Raw genomic sequence first — 15,290 nt, 5'->3', positions numbered from 1 at the left:
CATTGTAGCTGCAAGGTGTAGGACTGACACCTAGCTGTTTCGATGTGCTGAACGTCGGATCAATCCGATGACCGGTAGCAGCCCGACCAATACCAGGGTCAACGCCGGCAAAGAGGCCCTCGCCCACTCACCCTCGCTGGTCATTTCAAAGATCCGAACCGCCAGCGTATCCCAGCCAAACGGACGCATCAGCAGGGTCGCGGGCATTTCCTTGAGCACGTCGACAAAGACCAGCAGTGCCGCGCTCAACGAGCCGGGCAGCAGCAACGGCAGATACACTTTGAAAAACAGTCGTGGGCCACTGACGCCAAGGCTACGGGCCGCTTCGGGCAAAGAAGGCCGTATACGCGCCAGACTGCTTTCCAGGGGGCCATAGGCCACGGCAATGAAGCGCACCAGATATGCCAGCAACAACGCCGACAGACTGCCCAACAACAAAGGTTTGCCGGCCCCACCGAGCCAACCGGAGAGCGGCATCACCAGCTCGCGATCCAGGTAACTGAACGCCAGCATGATCGACACCGCCAGCACCGAGCCGGGCAAGGCGTAGCCCAGATTGGCCAGACTGACTCCGGCACGGATCCCTGGCGTGGGTGCCAGGCGCCTGGCGAATGCCAACACCAGAGCGACACTGACCGTGATCAGCGCGGCCATCGCGCCCAGGTACAGGGTGTGGACGATCAGTCCGGCGTACCGTTCATCCAGATCGAAGCGTCCACGCTGCCAGAACCACACCAGCAATTGCAGCATCGGAATGACAAAGGCACAGGCAAACACCAGACCGCACCAGCTCATGGCCAGCAGCGCTTTGAACCCCCGCAGGTGATACAAGGCCTTGACCCTTGGCCGCTCATTACTCGCCCGGTTGGCACCCCGTGCGCGACGCTCGCCGTACAGCACCACCATCACCACCAACAGCAACAGGCTGGCCAGTTGCGTGGCGGTGGAGAGGCTGAAAAACCCGTACCAGGTCTTGTAGATCGCGGTGGTAAAGGTGTAGAAGTTGAACACCGACACCGCGCCGAAATCCGCCAGGGTTTCCATCAACGCCAATGCCACACCCGCGCCGATGGCCGGTCGCGCCATGGGCAAGGCCACCCGCCAGAACGCCTGCCATGGCGATTGCCCAAGGACGCGCGCCGCTTCCATCAAGCCCTTGCCCTGAGCCAGGAACGCGGTACGTGCCAGCAAATAAACGTAGGGATAAAAGACCAGCACCAGAACCATAATCACCCCGCCCGTGGAACGCACCCGAGGCAAGCGCATGCCCGTTCCGAACCATTCGCGCAGCAGGGTTTGCACGGGGCCGGCGAAATCCAGCAAGCCGACGAAAACGAAGGCCAGCACATAGGCCGGTATCGCAAACGGCAGCATCAATGCCCAGTCGAGCCAACGCCGGCCGGGGAATTCGCACAGGCTGGTGAGCCAGGCCAGGCTCACGCCCAGCAACGTGACGCCGACACCGACGCCAAGCACCAGCGTCAGCGTGTTGCCCAGCAAGCGTGACATCTGCGTGTCCCACAAATGGGACCAGATTGGCTGATCGATGGTTTGCCAGGAAAGCAGCAAAACGCTCAGGGGCAGCAGGACCAGCGCAGCGATGGCGAAGACCAGCGGGTACCAGCGGCGTTGGGCGGGGTGGGCCAAGGAAAAACTCTCTAACGGATGAGATAGATACAACAGCAGCTCCCCTGCTGGAGCTGGCTATCCAGTGAACCGGTCAGCACGGTTGTCAGGTACACCGCCTTCGCTGGCAAGCCGGCTACAGGGCCAAGGCGCTTGGCCCATAGACAAAACGCCCCGCATTGGCGGGGCGCAGTCTACTAAGCAACTCAGTTCCAGCCAGCGCGATCCATCATGCGAATCGCCTCGGCCTGACGCTTGCCGGCGACTTCCACCGGCAAGGTATCGGCCACGAACTGCCCCCAGGCAGCGACTTCAGCCGATGGATGCACGGCAGGGTTGGCCGGAAACTCCTGGTTGACGTCAGCGAAGATTTTCTGCGCCTCAGGCGTGGTCATCCACTCCACCAGCGCCTTGGCGGCTTCCGGATGTGGCGCGTGCCTGGTCAGACCGATGCCGGACAGATTGACGTGCACGCCTCGATCCGCCTGGTTCGGCCAGAACAGCTTCACTGGGAGGTCAGGTTTCTGCTTGTGCAGACGGCCGTAGTAGTAGGTGTTGACGATGCCGACGTCGCATTGGCCGGCCTTGATGGCTTCCAGCACCGCGACATCGTCGGAGAACACGTCGGTGGACAGGTTGTTGACCCAGCCCTTGAGGATCTTCTCGGTTTTCTCGGCACCGTGGACTTCGATCATGATCGCGGTCAGGGACTGGTTGTAGACCTTCTTCGCCGTGCGCAGGCACAGGCGGCCTTCCCAGTTCTTGTCGGCCAGGGCTTCGTAAGTGGTCAATTCACCCGGTTTCACCCGTTCGGTGGAATAGGCGATGGTCCGCGCCCGCAGGCTCAGGCCGGTCCAGGCGTGTGACGATGCGCGGTACTGAGGGGGGATATTGGCGTCGATGGTTTTCGAGGGGAACGGCTGGAGGATACCCATCTGCTCGGCTTGCCAGAGGTTGCCGGCGTCGACGGTCAGCAACAGGTCGGCGGTAGCGTTCTCGCCCTCGGCCTTGATCCGCTGCATCAGCGGGGCTTCCTTGTCGGTGATGAACTTCACCTTCACCCCGGTTTTCGCGGTGTAGGCATCGAAGACCGGTTTGATCAGCTCATCGATACGCGAGGAGTAGACCACCACCTCGTCGGCAGCCTGGGCGGCGGTGTTGCCGATCAGGGTCAGGGCCAGTGCGGTCAATAGACGCTTTGGTGCCAACATGGGAGCGGTCCCTCGATTGAAAAAGTGAGGGCAAATGATAAGGACTCACATTTAGCTTCTCAATCGAACAGTTTGCGGAGGAGTTACCAGATGTTGCGTGGAGACACTAACCCTGTGGCGAGGGGGCTTGCCCCCGTTCGAGCGCGAAGCGGTCGCAAATCGGAATGCAGGTCCTGCCTGAAGAAATGCCGGGGCTGCTTCGCAGCCAACGGGGGCAAGCCCCCTCGCCACAGGTCCATACCCACTTCAGGCCTTGGCCAGCGCCGGTAAGTCCCCGGTCAACCCAAGGGCCTCACGCACGAACAACGCCTTGGCCTCGGGCATTTGCTCGACCATTTTCAACCCGGCATTTCGCAACCAGCGCACCGGCAACGGATCGGCCTGGAACAAGCGCTCGAAACCCTCCATCGCCGCCATCAACGCCAGGTTATGGGGCATGCGCCGGCGCTCGTAGCGACTCAGCACTTTCACATCCGCCAGACGTTCACCCCGGCTCGACGCTTGCAGCAGCACTTCGGCCAGCACGGCGGCATCGAGGAACCCGAGGTTTACGCCTTGGCCTGCCAACGGGTGAATGGTGTGCGCCGCATCACCGATCAGGGCCAGGCCTTCAGCGACGTAACGCTTGGCATGTCGCTGACGCAGCGGTACACACAGACGAGGGTCAGCGCTGAGCACAGTACCGAGCCGGCCTTCAAAGGCCCGCTCCAGCGCGCGACAGAAGCCTTCGTCATCCATGGCCATCAGCTGTTCGGCTTCACCAGGGGTGGTCGACCAGACGATCGAACACCAATCCTGCTGACCGTCCCGCTCCAGCGGCAGGAACGCCAACGGGCCGTTATCGGTAAAGCGCTGCCAGGCGGTCATTTGATGAGGTTTTGAGCTGCGCACGCTGGTGACGATTGCATGGTGCATGTAATCCCACTCGCGGGTCGCGACACCGGTCAGACGCCGCACCGCCGAATTGGCACCATCCGCGGCGATCACCAGTGGCGCGCGCAGGGTGCGGCCGTCGGCCAGGGTGAGCAGCCAGTCGTCGCCAGAGCGGCGCATTTGTTCCAGGCGCGCATTGGCCAGCATGCCCAGGTCACAGTCGTGCAAGCGATCAAGCAAGGCGTCCTGAACCACGCGATTCTCGACGATATGGCCCAGTGCATCGGCATGCACACTGGCGGCCGAGAAGTGGATTTCTCCGGTGCCGCTGCCGTCCCAGACATGCATATCGCGGTAAGGACTGCTGCGGCGGCTGACGATGCCGTCCCAGACACCCAGTCGCTCAAGAATCCGCTGACTGGCGGCAGACAAGGCGCTCACTCGCGGCTCGAATGGCGCCTGGGCGTCAAAGGGTTTGACGCTCAAAGGGCTGCCGTCCAGCAGCAGGACTTCCAGCCCGCTGTCCTGCAACGCCAGCGCGAGGGCGCTGCCGACCATTCCAGCCCCGACAATCAGCAGATCTGCGCGCATTTCCATGCTTTAAGCCTGTCTCGCTTGCGGCTTGAGCCGCACGTAAAGGGTTTTTCCGACACGCGCCACCAGGTGGCCGGCGCCGTCGTGAATATCGACCTGCAATTGCGGCAGGTACTTGTCGCCACCCGCAGTCTGCCGACGGATCTCGTCGAGCAGGGTGTCATCGATGTTGAAACGGGCATACACCGTGCCTTTGCCCGGCGCGATGAAGTCGATGTCGGCGGCTTTGTCCCAGACGATGTAATGACGCCCGAGGTTTTCCATGAGCATCAACATGAAGAACGGGTCGACCATCGAATACAGGCTGCCACCGAACTGCGTGCCCACGTAATTGCGGTTGTACCAGCTCAAGCCCATGGACACCTGGATGTCGCGAAAATCATCGCTGATGTGCCGCACCCGAACCCCGGCACCGAGGTACGGCGGGTAGAGACCCATAAACCAGCGCATCAGCCGCGCCTTGCCGATCTTTTTGGTTAGCCATTCAAGCATCGGGGCGAGTACCCAGGCCCATCGCCTGCCGGGCGAACCAGCGCTTGGCCGGCGGCAGCAGGTCGAGGCCCAGCAGACCCAGGTTGCGGCCCATGGAAACCAATGGCTGAGTGCTGCCGAACAAACGCGTGACCTGGTCGGAGAAGCCCACCGTGAGGTTCTGATCCAGGCGTTGACGCTCACGGTAAGCCTGCAAGGTCGCAAAATCGCCCGGCGTTCCGTCGCTGGCAAGCAGCGCATCGGCCAATGCCTGGGCATCACGCAGGGACAGGTTGAAACCCTGACCGGCGATCGGGTGCAGGCTGTGTGCCGCGTTGCCGAGCACAGCCAGATGCGGCCGCACCTGCTCTTCGGCCTCTACCAGCGCCAGCGGATACAAATGACGGGCGCCGACCTGCTTCAAGGTGCCGAGACGATAGCCGAATACACCCTGCAACTCACTGAGGAAGCTGCGTTCATCGAGGGCCGCCAGCCGCTGCGCATCCATGCCCTGGCGAGTCCAGACCAGTGCACAACGGTTGTCCGGCAGTGGCAACAGGGCCATCGGACCATCGTCGGTGAAGCGCTCGAACGCCATGCCGTTATGGGCTTCGCTCGGCGTGATATTGGCGATCAGCGCGCTCTGGTTGTACGGGCGTTTCTTGATGCCGATGCCCAACTGCTCGCGCAAGCCGGAACGGCCGCCGTCAGCGAGCACAGCCAGGTCGCATTCCAGGGTGGTTTCATCATTGAGGGTCAGGCGATAGCCGTCGGTCAGCGGCTCCATGCGCGTGACTTCCGCCGGGCAGCGCCAACTGATCACGTCCTTGTCCAGGCCTTGCCACAGGCATTGCCCGAGCCAGGCGTTTTCCACCACGTAACCCAGCGCGGGAACGCCCTCTTCCATCGCCGACAGCCGTGCCGTGGAAAAGCGCCCACGGTCGGAGACGTGAATCTGCTTGATCGGCTCGGCGCGGCGGGAAATTTCCTGCCACACGCCCAGGCGCTGATAAATCTGCCGGGCACCAAAGGACAACGCCGTGGAACGCGCGTCGTAGCTCGGTTGCCAGGTATGGCCGGGAGCGAAAGGCTCGATCAGCACGATCTTCCAGCCGCGGGCCTTGGCCCCGGCCTGCAAGGCCAACGCCAGACTGGCGCCAACCAGGCCACCACCGATAATCGCCAGATTGACTCGACTCATGCCGCTTGTGTCCGTGCTTCGGCCATCAGGGCCTCGATCTCGGCGACCGTTTTCGGCACGCCTTTGGTCAGGATTTCACAGCCGGTTCTGGTCACCACCACGTCGTCCTCGATGCGCACGCCAATGCCGCGCCATTTCTTCGCCACATTCTGGTTATCCGGGGCGATGTAGATCCCCGGCTCCACGGTCAGCGCCATGCCGACTTCCAGCACGCGCCATTCGCCGCCGACCTTGTATTCACCGACGTCATGCACATCCATGCCCAGCCAGTGCCCGGCACGGTGCATGTAAAACGCCTTGTAGGCTTCGCTGGCGATCAGTTCGTCGACATCGCCCTGCAGCAACCCCAACTCGACCAGCCCCGTTGTGATTACCCGAACCGTGGCTTCGTGGGCCTGATTCCAATGCTTGTTCGGGGCGATCTCGGCAAACGCCGCTTCCTGCGCCGCCAGCACCAATTCGTAGATGGCCTTCTGTTCCGCAGAATATTTGCCGTTGACCGGCCAGGTGCGCGTGATATCGCTGGCGTAGCAGTCGATTTCGCACCCGGCGTCGATCAACACCAGATCGCCGTCCTTGAGCACCGCGTCATTCTGTTGGTAATGCAGGATGCAACTGTTGCGCCCCGCCGCGACGATCGAACCGTAGGCCGGCATCTTCGCCCCGCCCTTGCGGAACTCGTAATCAAGCTCGGCTTCCAGGCTGAATTCATGCAACCCGGCACGGCTGGCCTGCATGGCACGCACATGGGCCTGGGCGGAAATCCTTGCAGCTTCGCGCATCACTTTCACTTCTGCCGCCGATTTATACAGGCGCATGTCGTGAAGCAAATGATCCAGGGCAACGTATTCGTTCGGTGGCTGGGCGCCAAGGTTGGCTTTGGAGCGGATCACGTTGATCCACTCCATCAGATGCCGGTCGAATTCCGGGTTGCTGCCCATGGCTGAATACACCCGGTCACGGCCCTCGATCAGGCCCGGCAGGATGTCGTCGATGTCGGTGATCGGGAACGCGTCGTCGGCGCCGAAGTCGCGGATCGCGCCTTCCTGCCCGGCACGCAAGCCGTCCCACAACTCTCGCTCGGCATTGCGTTCGCGGCAGAACAGGATGTACTCACCGTGCAAGCGTCCCGGTATCAATACCAGCACGGCCTGGGGCTCTGGAAAACCGCTGAGGTACTGGAAGTCGCTGTCCTGGCGGTAAACGTGCTCGACGTCGCGGTTGCGAATGGCCACCGCGGCAGCGGGCAGGATCGCGATGCTGTTGGGTTCCATCTGCGCCATCAAGGCCTTGCGGCGACGGCTGTATTCCGATTTCGGGATATGAATCATGGGCAGATGGCGTTCCCTGGCGTTGATCAGTGCAGCGACGGCTTGGCGGCAGCGGGCGCGTCCGCCTTCCGGGTTTCGGAGAACAGCAGCAGCGGCGCAACGCGCAGGTACTCCATGACTTCCATATAGTCGTTTTCGCCGTCGTCGGACTCTTCCAGAGCGTCCTGGACCTGGGAAATCGCCGCCAGATCCTGTAACACTTCGGTGGCCTCGGTGCTCAGCATGCTGCTATCGCGGCAGTTCAGGCCGAAACCGCTGAGGAAGCCCTGACACCATTGACCCAGTGCCGCGGCACGTTCGGCAAGGGGGGCGTCATCGGTGGGCAGCAGCAGAACGACGGTCACGTCGTCGCCAGTGAGTTCGCCCTTGACCATTTCCTGCAGGCCGATCAAGGCATTGCGGACGTTTTCCTGCGGCTCGGTTTCCAGCAGCTCGGCGGCATCGATCAGCCAGCCTTCGGCATCAAAACCAGCGCCGGCGCAGCTGCGGCCGAGCAGCAAGCCGTGCAGTTCGGCGGGCGAGACAGGATGACCGCTGGAAGTCAGCAGGGTGGCGAAGGCTTGGTACGGGGAATTCTGAATGGGCATGGGTAGCTAGGCGCCAGACGGCGCTATGTCTAGAATGAAGGCCTTGTATCCTACATCGACTCCTCTGTAGGAGCGAGCTTGCTCGCGATGAACCCGAGAACGCCATGGGGTGTCAGAGCCCCAGCGGTAACGTTGGCGACCATCGCGAGCAGGTTCGCGCCTACAGTTCGCCCCCATCAGACAGTGAAGACAATGGAAGACACCGACCTGCAAGCGCTGATGGCCAGACTCGAGCTGCTGATTACCCGAGTCGAGCAACTTAAGAGCCAAAACGGACTCTTACTAGCTCAGGAAAAGACCTGGCGCGAGGAACGCGCTCACCTCATTGAAAAAAACGAAATCGCCCGGCGTAAGGTCGAATCGATGATTTCGCGCCTCAAGGCCCTGGAGCAAGACTCATGAGTTCAAGCAATAGCGTCACCGTGCAGATCCTCGACAAAGAATATTCGATCATCTGTCCCCAGGAAGAACGCAGCAACCTGGTGAGCGCTGCTCGCTACCTGGACGGCAAAATGCGTGAAATCCGCAGCAGCGGCAAAGTCATCGGCGCCGATCGCATCGCTGTCATGGCCGCGTTGAACATCACGCACGACCTGCTGCACAAGGAAGAGCGCCCGGATGTTCAGGCCAGCAGCTCGACCCGCGAACAGGTACGGGACCTGCTTGATCGCGTCGATCTGGTGCTGTCTACCGATCCGGATGTCACCAAAGGCTGATTCGCGCCGACGCTTGCGGTATACTCCCAACACTCCCTGGGGTGCTTGCCAGTTGGCGATGTCCCTGAGCCGATTTGCTATACCCTGGAGGTTGCACGTTGGGCTGGTGTGCATGTCCGCTAGACGGAAAGCCTTAAAGCCTACTGCATCTTCCACCTTGAACTTTCGGGTTCAAGGGCTAAGTCGACAGCGGTTCATCCGGGGAGCCTGATTCCAGTCCGATGCCGGTTTTAATACCGGCATCGGCGTTTTTACGGGTACGCTTCACGTACCCGATCTGCTGAAGCCCGAATCCATGACCGAACCTGCGCTGCTTCCCCGCCCGCAACTTCGACGCATGCTGCGCAAGGCCCGCCGTGCACTGACCGCCAGTCAGCAGCGCCAGGCCGCTCGCGGACTGTACAGGCAATTGGCCCAGCAACCGCTGTTTCGCCGCGCCAGACACATCTCTCTTTATCTGCCCACCGACGGTGAAATCGATCCGCGCCTGCTGCTGCGTGCCGCCCAGCGTCGGGGCAAGGCCACCTATCTTCCGGTGCTCAGCGCCTGGCCGCGCACCAAAATGGTGTTCCAGCGCATTCGCCCTGGCGAAAAACTCAAGCCCAATCGCTTCCGGATTCTCGAACCCAGGCACAACCTCGCCCGACAACGCAAAGTCTGGGCGCTGGACCTGGTGCTGCTGCCATTGGTGGGATTTGACGATGTCGGCGGACGCCTGGGCATGGGCGGCGGCTTCTATGATCGCAGCCTGGCCTATCTGTCGCGCCGGCATGACTGGCGCAAACCGACGCTGCTGGGGCTGGCCCATGAATGCCAGAAGGTAGAGCGCCTGGCTCAGGCGAGCTGGGATGTACCGTTGCAGGGCACGGTGACAGACAAGGCTTGGTATTACGCAGGCTAGACGCCACCGGAATCAGCGGCGTCGAGAGACGGGTTCAGCGTTTGAAAGCGGTCGACTGTTGTTGTAACTGTGCGACTTCGACCGGGGCATCGGTCTTGTTGGTCCACAGGCTTTGGGCATAGCCGGTAGTCACGACCCCAAGGCCGAACAAAATAACCAAAATCCATAGTAAATCCGGTTTGCGTTTCATCGATTGCCCCCCAAAGGCATATCAACACGATGACAGCAGCGGTTTCCGTTTGTAGGCCGTGCAGCAGCGTCAAGCTCTAAAGGCCGGCATTTTGCGACAACGTGAACCGGCACGCAAATGCTGGCGTCAACCGACTGTCGGTTTGTCATAAAATGGCCGGACAAGCCGCCCAATGACCTCGCAAGGAGCTAAAACCATGGCCTATTGGCTGATGAAATCCGAGCCCGACGAACTCTCGATCAAAGGTCTGGAGAAGCTCGGCAAAGCGCGCTGGGACGGGGTTCGCAACTATCAGGCGCGCAATTTCCTAAGGGCCATGGCGGTCGGCGACGAGTTCTTCTTCTACCATTCCAGCTGCCCCGAGCCGGGGATTGCCGGGATTGGCAAGATCGTTGAAGCCGCTTATCCGGACCCGACGGCGCTGGAACCAGAAAGCCACTACTTCGACCCAAAGGCCTCACCGGAGAAAAACGCCTGGAGCGCGATTGATGTCGCGCACGTCGAGACGTTTCCCAGGGTGTTGAAGCTCGATTACCTGAAACAGCAGACCGCACTGGCGCAAATGCCACTGGTGCAGAAAGGCAGTCGATTGTCAGTAATGCCGGTGACCGCCGAGCAATGGGCGGCCGTCCTCGAATTACGCTAAATAAAGCAGAAGGCGCCGATCGTCCTACTTTGCCTGACCAATCAGGTTAGGCTTGCCCCTCAGTTGACTGGTATCAAATCGCCCCGGTGCTCGATCAACCAGACTAGGACGCAACAGCCGCAGGATGCCCGCATGTCTACCCACAGTCGCTCTTCGATTTTCTTCGCCAGTTCGTTGATGGTTTTGCTGTTGGCCGCCGGTGGTTTCGGTTACTGGAAGTCAATGCATGACCGGCTGCCCGAAGGCTTGTACGTCGGCAACGGCCGCCTTGAAGCCACCGAAGTGCAGATCGCCAGCAAGACACCCGGACGCCTGGCAGAGGTGTTCGTCGATGAAGGCGACAAGGTCACCAAGGGCCAACTGCTGGCTCGCATGGATACCCGCACCCTCGAAGCCCAGCGCAACCAGGCTGAAGCCGAGGTGCTGCGTGCCCGGGAAAACCTGTCCGCCGCCCAGGCCAACGTGCAACTGCGCCAGAGCGAACAACTGCTGGCTCAACAGGAGCTCAAGCGCTCCCAGGAACTGATAAAGCACGGTTTCGTCAGCAGCCAGGTCGTCGATCAACAACAGGCGCGCCTGGACACAGGCGTTGCCGCAGTCGCCGCTTCCAGAGCCCAGGTATCGGCGGTCAGCGCGACGATTGGCGCAGCCCAGGCCCAAGTGGCGATGTTGACCAGCGAAATCGATGACAGCAGCCTGCGAGCCCCCATCGACGGGGTCATCCAGTTGCGCATGGCCGAACCCGGCGAGGTGCTGGGTGCCGGGGGGCGGGTGCTATTGCTGATAGACCCCAGCGACCAGTACATGAACCTCTACCTTCCAGCTTCCATTACCGGACGCCTGGCGGTTGGCGATGATGCACGGATCCTGCTCGATGCCCTGCCCGATCACCCGCAGCCAGCCAAAATCAGCTTCGTCGCCGCCAAGTCGCAATTCACCCCCAAGGAAGTCGAAACCCGCGACGAACGGCAAAAACTGGTGTTCCGGGTCAAACTGCGCCTGACTGACCCAGGCGCCCTGCCCCAGGCCAAGCCGGGAATGCCCGGTGCCGGTTATGTACGTACCGCGCCGATCAGTTGGCCGGCCAACCTGCAATGACTGGCCTGGCGCTGCAAGCCACTGGCATCAACCACCTTTACGGCAAACAGCAGGCCCTGACCGACATCAGTTTCAGCCTGCCCACCGGCACACGCTGCGGCCTGATCGGCCCGGACGGTGCCGGCAAGTCGAGTTTGCTGGGTTTGATCGCAGGCGTGAAAACCCTGCAACAAGGTCAATTGAACGTGCTTGACGGCTCGATTCAGGACCGTCGCCATCGCAATAGCCTCTACTCGCGTATCGCCTTCATGCCTCAGGGCCTGGGCGGCAACCTTTATCCTGAATTGTCGATCAGCGAGAACATCCAGTTTTTCGCCACACTGTTCGGCCTTTCAAAAGCCGAATGCGACCAGCGCAGGCACAACTTGCTGCTGGCCACCGATCTGTTGCACTTTGCCGATCGCCCGGCCGGCAAACTGTCTGGCGGCATGAAGCAGAAGCTCGGGCTCTGCTGTGCGCTGATCCACGAGCCGGACCTGCTGATCCTCGACGAACCGACCACAGGCGTCGATCCCTTGTCCCGGCGGCGCTTCTGGGAACTGGTGGACGATGTGCGGCGTCAACGCCCGCAACTGACACTGCTGGTCGCTACCGCGTACATGGAAGAGGCCGAGCAATTCGAACATTGCCTGATGCTCGACGGCGGTCGGTTGATTGCCACGGGCCTGAGCAGCGAATTGGCCGCCGTCACGCCCGGCGGCAAACTCGACGAGGCGTTCACACATTTCCAGGGCGACAGTGGCCACGACAACCAGCCGCTGGTGATTCCTCCCCGGACCGGCTCCACTACCGACATTGCCATCGAGGCCCACGACCTGACCCTGCGCTTTGGCGATTTTACCGCCGTGGACAAGGTCAGCTTCGCCATCGGTCGCGGCGAAATTTTCGGCTTCCTCGGCTCCAATGGCTGCGGCAAAACCACCACCATGAAAGTCCTCACCGGGCTGATGCCGGCCAGCGAAGGCAGCGCCACGTTGCTGGGTAACCCGGTGAACGCCAAGGACCTGGCCACGCGAAAACGGGTCGGTTTCATGTCCCAGAGCTTCTCGCTGTATGGCGAGCTCAGCGTGCGGCAAAACCTGGACTTGCACGCCCGCCTGTTCGATCTGCCCAAGGCCGATAGCGTCCGGCGCATCGACGAACTGATCCAGCGCTTCAACCTGGGCGGTGTGGCCGACCAACAGTCCGGCGCCTTGCCGTTGGGCTTGCGCCAACGGCTGTCACTGGCCGTCGCGGTGTTACATCGACCGGAAGTCCTGATCCTCGACGAACCCACGTCCGGTGTCGACCCGGCGGCGCGAGACGACTTTTGGCGACTGCTGATCGAACTGTCGCGCGAGCAAGGCGTGACGATTTTCCTCTCCACCCACTTCATGAACGAAGCCCAGCGCTGCGACCGCATTTCACTGATGCACGCCGGCAAGGTGCTGGCCTGTGACACCCCGGCAGCGCTGCAACGACAGTTCAACGGCGAAACCCTGGAGGCTGCGTTTGTCACCTGTCTGGAACAGGCTCAAGGAACGGCCGAGACACCGACTCCGCCAGCCCCGGTCGACGCACCTGTCACAGCGGCCAAGCCAATGAAAGAGCGCGGTTTCAGTGTCGGGCGACTGGTGGCAGTGGCCACCCGCGAAGGCAAGGAATTGCTGCGCGACAAAGTGCGAATGGCCTTTGCCTTGCTCGGGGCCATTTTCATGATGGTGATCTTCGGCTATGGCATTTCGCTGGATGTGGAAAACCTCGCTTTCGCCGTGTTCGATCAAGACCAGACGCCGCAAAGCCGCACCTACCTGGAGGCCTTTCGCAGCTCTCGCTACTTCGCCGAACAATCCCCGATCCGCGACACGAAAGAACTGCATCGACGCCTTCAGCGCTCGGAAATCAAACTCGCATTGGAGATCCCGCCTGGCTTTGGTCGCGACCTGTACGCCGGACGCCAACCCACTGTGGCGGCCTGGCTGGATGGGGGCATGCCGTTTCGTGCCGAAACCAGTCGCAACTATGTGGAAGCGGTGCACCAGTCAGATCTGGAGCGACTGGCCGAACAGAGCAGCCCCGCACTGAAGGCCCCCGCGGCGGCCAAACTGGAAACCCGATTCCGCTACAACCAGGACGTGGTCAGCGTCAACGCCATCGGCCCCGGGGTGATGGCGCTGATCCTCGCGTTCATCCCGGCCATGTTGACGGCCCTGGGGATCGTGCGGGAGAAAGAACTGGGGTCGATCACCAACTTCTACGCCACGCCGCTCACCCGCCTGGAATTCCTGCTGGGCAAACAGGCGCCGTATCTGCTGATCAGCCTGATCAATCTGGCCGTGCTGACGGCGATGAACCGCTGGTTGTTCGGCGTGCCCTTCAAGGGCAGCGGCCTCACCCTGGCCTTCGGCGGACTGCTCTACGTATTGGCCACGACCAGCATGGGGCTGTTGATCTCGGCGTTCACCCGGACCCAGATCGCCGCCATCCTCGGCACCATGATCATCACCAGTCTGCCAACCATCCAGTTTTCCGGGCTGATCGTGCCGCGCTCTTCTCTTGAGGGTGCGGCGGCGGTGATGGGAATGTTGTTTCCGGCGGGCTATTTCCTCGATATCACCGTCGGCACTTTCACCAAAGCGCTGGACCTGCGGCAGTTGTGGCCGCAATGCCTGGCGCTGTTCGGGTTCTTTCTCGGGTTTACCGGGCTGAGCCTGATCATGCTGAAAAAGCAGGAGGCCTGATGCACAAGCTTGCTCACATCTTGCGTCTGGGCATCAAGGAACTGACCAGCTTGCGGCACGACAGCGTATTGCTGGTGTTTCTGTTCTACGCCTTCACCGTGGCGATCTACATGCCGGCCGCCGGTTCGGTGATCGGCGTGCACAACGCCAGCGTGGCGATGGTGGACGAAGATCACAGCCACCTGTCACGACAACTGGCCCAGGCCCTGCAACCACCCGAGTTTCAGCGCCCTGTACCGCTGCCTTACGGGCAACTCGATCAGGTCCTGGACAGTGGCCGGTACACCTTTGTAATCAACGTGCCGGCGAATTTCCAGACGGATTTGCTGGCCGGTCGCCAGCCTGCGGTGCAGGTGAATGTCGATGCCACGGCCATGAGCCAGGCATTCATGGGGGCCGGCTACATCGGGCGGATATTCCAGCGCGAATTGCTGACCTACAGTGGTCAAAGCGATCCCGCCAGCCAGGCGCCGATCCTGCTGACTACCCGCTCGCTGTTCAACACGAATCTGGAAGGTGGCTGGTTCCTGGCCGTGATTCAGATCGTCAACAACATCACCATCCTCGCAATCATCCTCACCGGCACTGCATTGCTGCGTGAGCGCGAACACGGCACCCTCGACCATTTGCTGGTGCTGCCGCTGACAGCGCTGGAGATCATGCTGGCGAAAATCTGGAGCAACATGCTCGTCGTCGTGGTGTGCACCTGGATCTCACTGGAAGTGATCGTCAAAGGCGCACTCGGCGTGCCGCTGGCCGGCTCCATGGGTCTGTTTTTGATGGTGACCGCGGTTTATCTGTTCGCCAGTACGGCGCTGGGGATTTTCCTCGCGACCCTGGCCCGGTCGACACCGCAGTTCGGCCTGCTGGCCATTCCGGTCATCATTCCGATGCTGCTGCTGTCCGGTGGCAGCACGCCGCTCGACAGCATGCCGCAATGGTTGCAATGGGTGATGCAGGGGTCGCCATCGACACATTTCGTCAGCCTTGGCGCCGCGATCCTGTTTCGCGACGCCGGGCTGAGCGTGGTGTGGCCGGACTTGCTCGAGCTCGCCGGCATCGGCCTGCTGTTCTTTGCGATCGCGCTGATGCGGTTTCGCAAGAGCCTGGCGTCCTGAAGCGCTG

The 15,290-nt window shown here is 61.5% G+C and carries 15 protein-coding genes and 1 other RNA gene; 8 read left to right on the top strand and 8 right to left on the bottom strand.

Annotated features, from left to right (window positions below):
• Positions 1 to 30: 30 nt before the first annotated feature.
• From ACVWYU_RS02015 to ACVWYU_RS01985, 7 genes are all read right to left on the bottom strand, one after another.
• A complete protein-coding gene (locus tag ACVWYU_RS02015) occupies positions 31 to 1,647 on the bottom strand; it encodes an ABC transporter permease (RefSeq protein WP_457371790.1) in 1,617 nt (538 codons plus the stop codon).
• A gap of 185 nt (positions 1,648 to 1,832) precedes the next feature.
• Positions 1,833 to 2,837 carry an extracellular solute-binding protein gene (locus ACVWYU_RS02010; RefSeq protein ID WP_457371789.1) on the bottom strand — a complete coding sequence of 335 codons (1,005 nt, stop codon included), beginning with the start codon at positions 2,835 to 2,837 and terminating at the stop codon, positions 1,833 to 1,835.
• Between the two features lie 246 nt (positions 2,838 to 3,083).
• Positions 3,084 to 4,301 carry a 2-octaprenyl-3-methyl-6-methoxy-1,4-benzoquinol hydroxylase gene (locus tag ACVWYU_RS02005; protein WP_247254539.1) on the bottom strand — a complete coding sequence of 406 codons (1,218 nt, stop codon included), beginning with the start codon at positions 4,299 to 4,301 and terminating at the stop codon, positions 3,084 to 3,086.
• A gap of 9 nt (positions 4,302 to 4,310) precedes the next feature.
• Positions 4,311 to 4,796: a DUF4442 domain-containing protein gene (locus ACVWYU_RS02000; RefSeq protein ID WP_090326400.1), complete on the bottom strand. Its 486-nt coding sequence runs from the start codon at positions 4,794 to 4,796 to the stop codon at positions 4,311 to 4,313.
• Complete coding sequence (gene ubiH / locus ACVWYU_RS01995) at positions 4,789 to 5,976, bottom strand: 2-octaprenyl-6-methoxyphenyl hydroxylase (protein ID WP_090326402.1); 1,188 nt, start codon at positions 5,974 to 5,976, stop codon at positions 4,789 to 4,791. The genes ACVWYU_RS02000 and ubiH overlap by 8 nt, the downstream gene beginning before the upstream one ends.
• A complete protein-coding gene (pepP, locus tag ACVWYU_RS01990; protein ID WP_390957663.1) occupies positions 5,973 to 7,307 on the bottom strand; it encodes a Xaa-Pro aminopeptidase in 1,335 nt (444 codons plus the stop codon). The genes ubiH and pepP overlap by 4 nt, the downstream gene beginning before the upstream one ends.
• Positions 7,308 to 7,333: 26 nt before the next feature.
• The gene (locus ACVWYU_RS01985) at positions 7,334 to 7,894 is read right to left on the bottom strand and encodes a YecA/YgfB family protein (RefSeq protein WP_090326407.1); all 561 of its coding nucleotides are present in this window, start codon (positions 7,892 to 7,894) and stop codon (positions 7,334 to 7,336) included.
• A gap of 192 nt (positions 7,895 to 8,086) precedes the next feature.
• Here ACVWYU_RS01985 and ACVWYU_RS01980 point away from each other — a divergent pair, with 192 nt between their 5' ends.
• The 4 genes from ACVWYU_RS01980 to ACVWYU_RS01965 all read left to right on the top strand — a co-directional run bounded on the left by ACVWYU_RS01980 (position 8,087) and on the right by ACVWYU_RS01965 (position 9,511).
• Positions 8,087 to 8,296, top strand: coding sequence for a TIGR02449 family protein (locus tag ACVWYU_RS01980; protein ID WP_007982902.1), 210 nt, complete (start codon positions 8,087 to 8,089; stop codon positions 8,294 to 8,296).
• Positions 8,293 to 8,610 carry a cell division protein ZapA gene (locus tag ACVWYU_RS01975; protein ID WP_090326411.1) on the top strand — a complete coding sequence of 106 codons (318 nt, stop codon included), beginning with the start codon at positions 8,293 to 8,295 and terminating at the stop codon, positions 8,608 to 8,610. The genes ACVWYU_RS01980 and ACVWYU_RS01975 overlap by 4 nt, the downstream gene beginning before the upstream one ends.
• 30 nt (positions 8,611 to 8,640) lie before the next feature.
• Positions 8,641 to 8,819: non-coding RNA, 6S RNA (ssrS, locus tag ACVWYU_RS01970), on the top strand.
• 86 nt (positions 8,820 to 8,905) lie between these two features.
• A complete protein-coding gene (locus tag ACVWYU_RS01965; protein ID WP_247254386.1) occupies positions 8,906 to 9,511 on the top strand; it encodes a 5-formyltetrahydrofolate cyclo-ligase in 606 nt (201 codons plus the stop codon).
• A 34-nt stretch (positions 9,512 to 9,545) separates the two neighbouring features.
• Here ACVWYU_RS01965 and ACVWYU_RS01960 read toward each other — a convergent pair whose 3' ends face one another.
• Positions 9,546 to 9,701 (bottom strand): hypothetical protein, encoded by a 156-nt coding sequence (locus ACVWYU_RS01960; RefSeq protein WP_090326416.1) that lies wholly within the window; start codon positions 9,699 to 9,701, stop codon positions 9,546 to 9,548.
• 196 nt (positions 9,702 to 9,897) lie between these two features.
• Between ACVWYU_RS01960 and ACVWYU_RS01955 the strand changes: the two genes are divergently transcribed.
• The 4 genes from ACVWYU_RS01955 (at position 9,898) to ACVWYU_RS01940 (ending at position 15,283) form a co-directional block, all read left to right on the top strand.
• On the top strand, positions 9,898 to 10,347 hold the full coding sequence (locus ACVWYU_RS01955; protein WP_457371788.1) for an EVE domain-containing protein: 450 nt from the start codon (positions 9,898 to 9,900) through the stop codon (positions 10,345 to 10,347).
• Positions 10,348 to 10,479: 132 nt separating this feature from the next.
• Positions 10,480 to 11,445, top strand: a complete 966-nt coding sequence (locus tag ACVWYU_RS01950) for an HlyD family secretion protein (protein WP_247254384.1) — start codon at positions 10,480 to 10,482, stop codon at positions 11,443 to 11,445.
• Positions 11,442 to 14,165 carry a ribosome-associated ATPase/putative transporter RbbA gene (rbbA, locus tag ACVWYU_RS01945; RefSeq protein WP_457371787.1) on the top strand — a complete coding sequence of 908 codons (2,724 nt, stop codon included), beginning with the start codon at positions 11,442 to 11,444 and terminating at the stop codon, positions 14,163 to 14,165. The genes ACVWYU_RS01950 and rbbA overlap by 4 nt, the downstream gene beginning before the upstream one ends.
• Positions 14,165 to 15,283, top strand: a complete 1,119-nt coding sequence (locus ACVWYU_RS01940) for an ABC transporter permease (protein ID WP_090326428.1) — start codon at positions 14,165 to 14,167, stop codon at positions 15,281 to 15,283. Before rbbA ends, ACVWYU_RS01940 begins: the two co-directional genes overlap by 1 nt.
• The last annotated feature ends 7 nt before the right edge of the window (positions 15,284 to 15,290 follow it).

Source organism: Pseudomonas sp. TE12234 (assembly GCF_054061835.1).
The sequence above is the reverse complement of the archived record's forward strand: the minus strand, read 5'-3'. Positions and strand labels throughout refer to the sequence as shown.

What these genes read in the sequence shown, in the direction of transcription:
- ACVWYU_RS02000 (WP_090326400.1), bottom strand. Translation starts at nt 4,796, where the DNA reads ATGCTTGAATGGCTAACCAAAAAGATCGGCAAGGCGCGGCTGATGCGC.
- ACVWYU_RS01965 (WP_247254386.1), top strand. Translation starts at nt 8,906, where the DNA reads ATGACCGAACCTGCGCTGCTTCCCCGCCCGCAACTTCGACGCATGCTG.
- ACVWYU_RS01950 (WP_247254384.1), top strand. Translation starts at nt 10,480, where the DNA reads ATGTCTACCCACAGTCGCTCTTCGATTTTCTTCGCCAGTTCGTTGATG.
- ACVWYU_RS01960 (WP_090326416.1), bottom strand. Translation starts at nt 9,701, where the DNA reads ATGAAACGCAAACCGGATTTACTATGGATTTTGGTTATTTTGTTCGGC.
- rbbA (WP_457371787.1), top strand. Translation starts at nt 11,442, where the DNA reads ATGACTGGCCTGGCGCTGCAAGCCACTGGCATCAACCACCTTTACGGC.
- ACVWYU_RS02005 (WP_247254539.1), bottom strand. Translation starts at nt 4,301, where the DNA reads ATGCGCGCAGATCTGCTGATTGTCGGGGCTGGAATGGTCGGCAGCGCC.
- ACVWYU_RS01955 (WP_457371788.1), top strand. Translation starts at nt 9,898, where the DNA reads ATGGCCTATTGGCTGATGAAATCCGAGCCCGACGAACTCTCGATCAAA.
- ACVWYU_RS01985 (WP_090326407.1), bottom strand. Translation starts at nt 7,894, where the DNA reads ATGCCCATTCAGAATTCCCCGTACCAAGCCTTCGCCACCCTGCTGACT.
- ACVWYU_RS02010 (WP_457371789.1), bottom strand. Translation starts at nt 2,837, where the DNA reads ATGTTGGCACCAAAGCGTCTATTGACCGCACTGGCCCTGACCCTGATC.
- ubiH (WP_090326402.1), bottom strand. Translation starts at nt 5,976, where the DNA reads ATGAGTCGAGTCAATCTGGCGATTATCGGTGGTGGCCTGGTTGGCGCC.
- ACVWYU_RS01980 (WP_007982902.1), top strand. Translation starts at nt 8,087, where the DNA reads ATGGAAGACACCGACCTGCAAGCGCTGATGGCCAGACTCGAGCTGCTG.
- pepP (WP_390957663.1), bottom strand. Translation starts at nt 7,307, where the DNA reads ATGATTCATATCCCGAAATCGGAATACAGCCGTCGCCGCAAGGCCTTG.
- ACVWYU_RS01940 (WP_090326428.1), top strand. Translation starts at nt 14,165, where the DNA reads ATGCACAAGCTTGCTCACATCTTGCGTCTGGGCATCAAGGAACTGACC.
- ACVWYU_RS01975 (WP_090326411.1), top strand. Translation starts at nt 8,293, where the DNA reads ATGAGTTCAAGCAATAGCGTCACCGTGCAGATCCTCGACAAAGAATAT.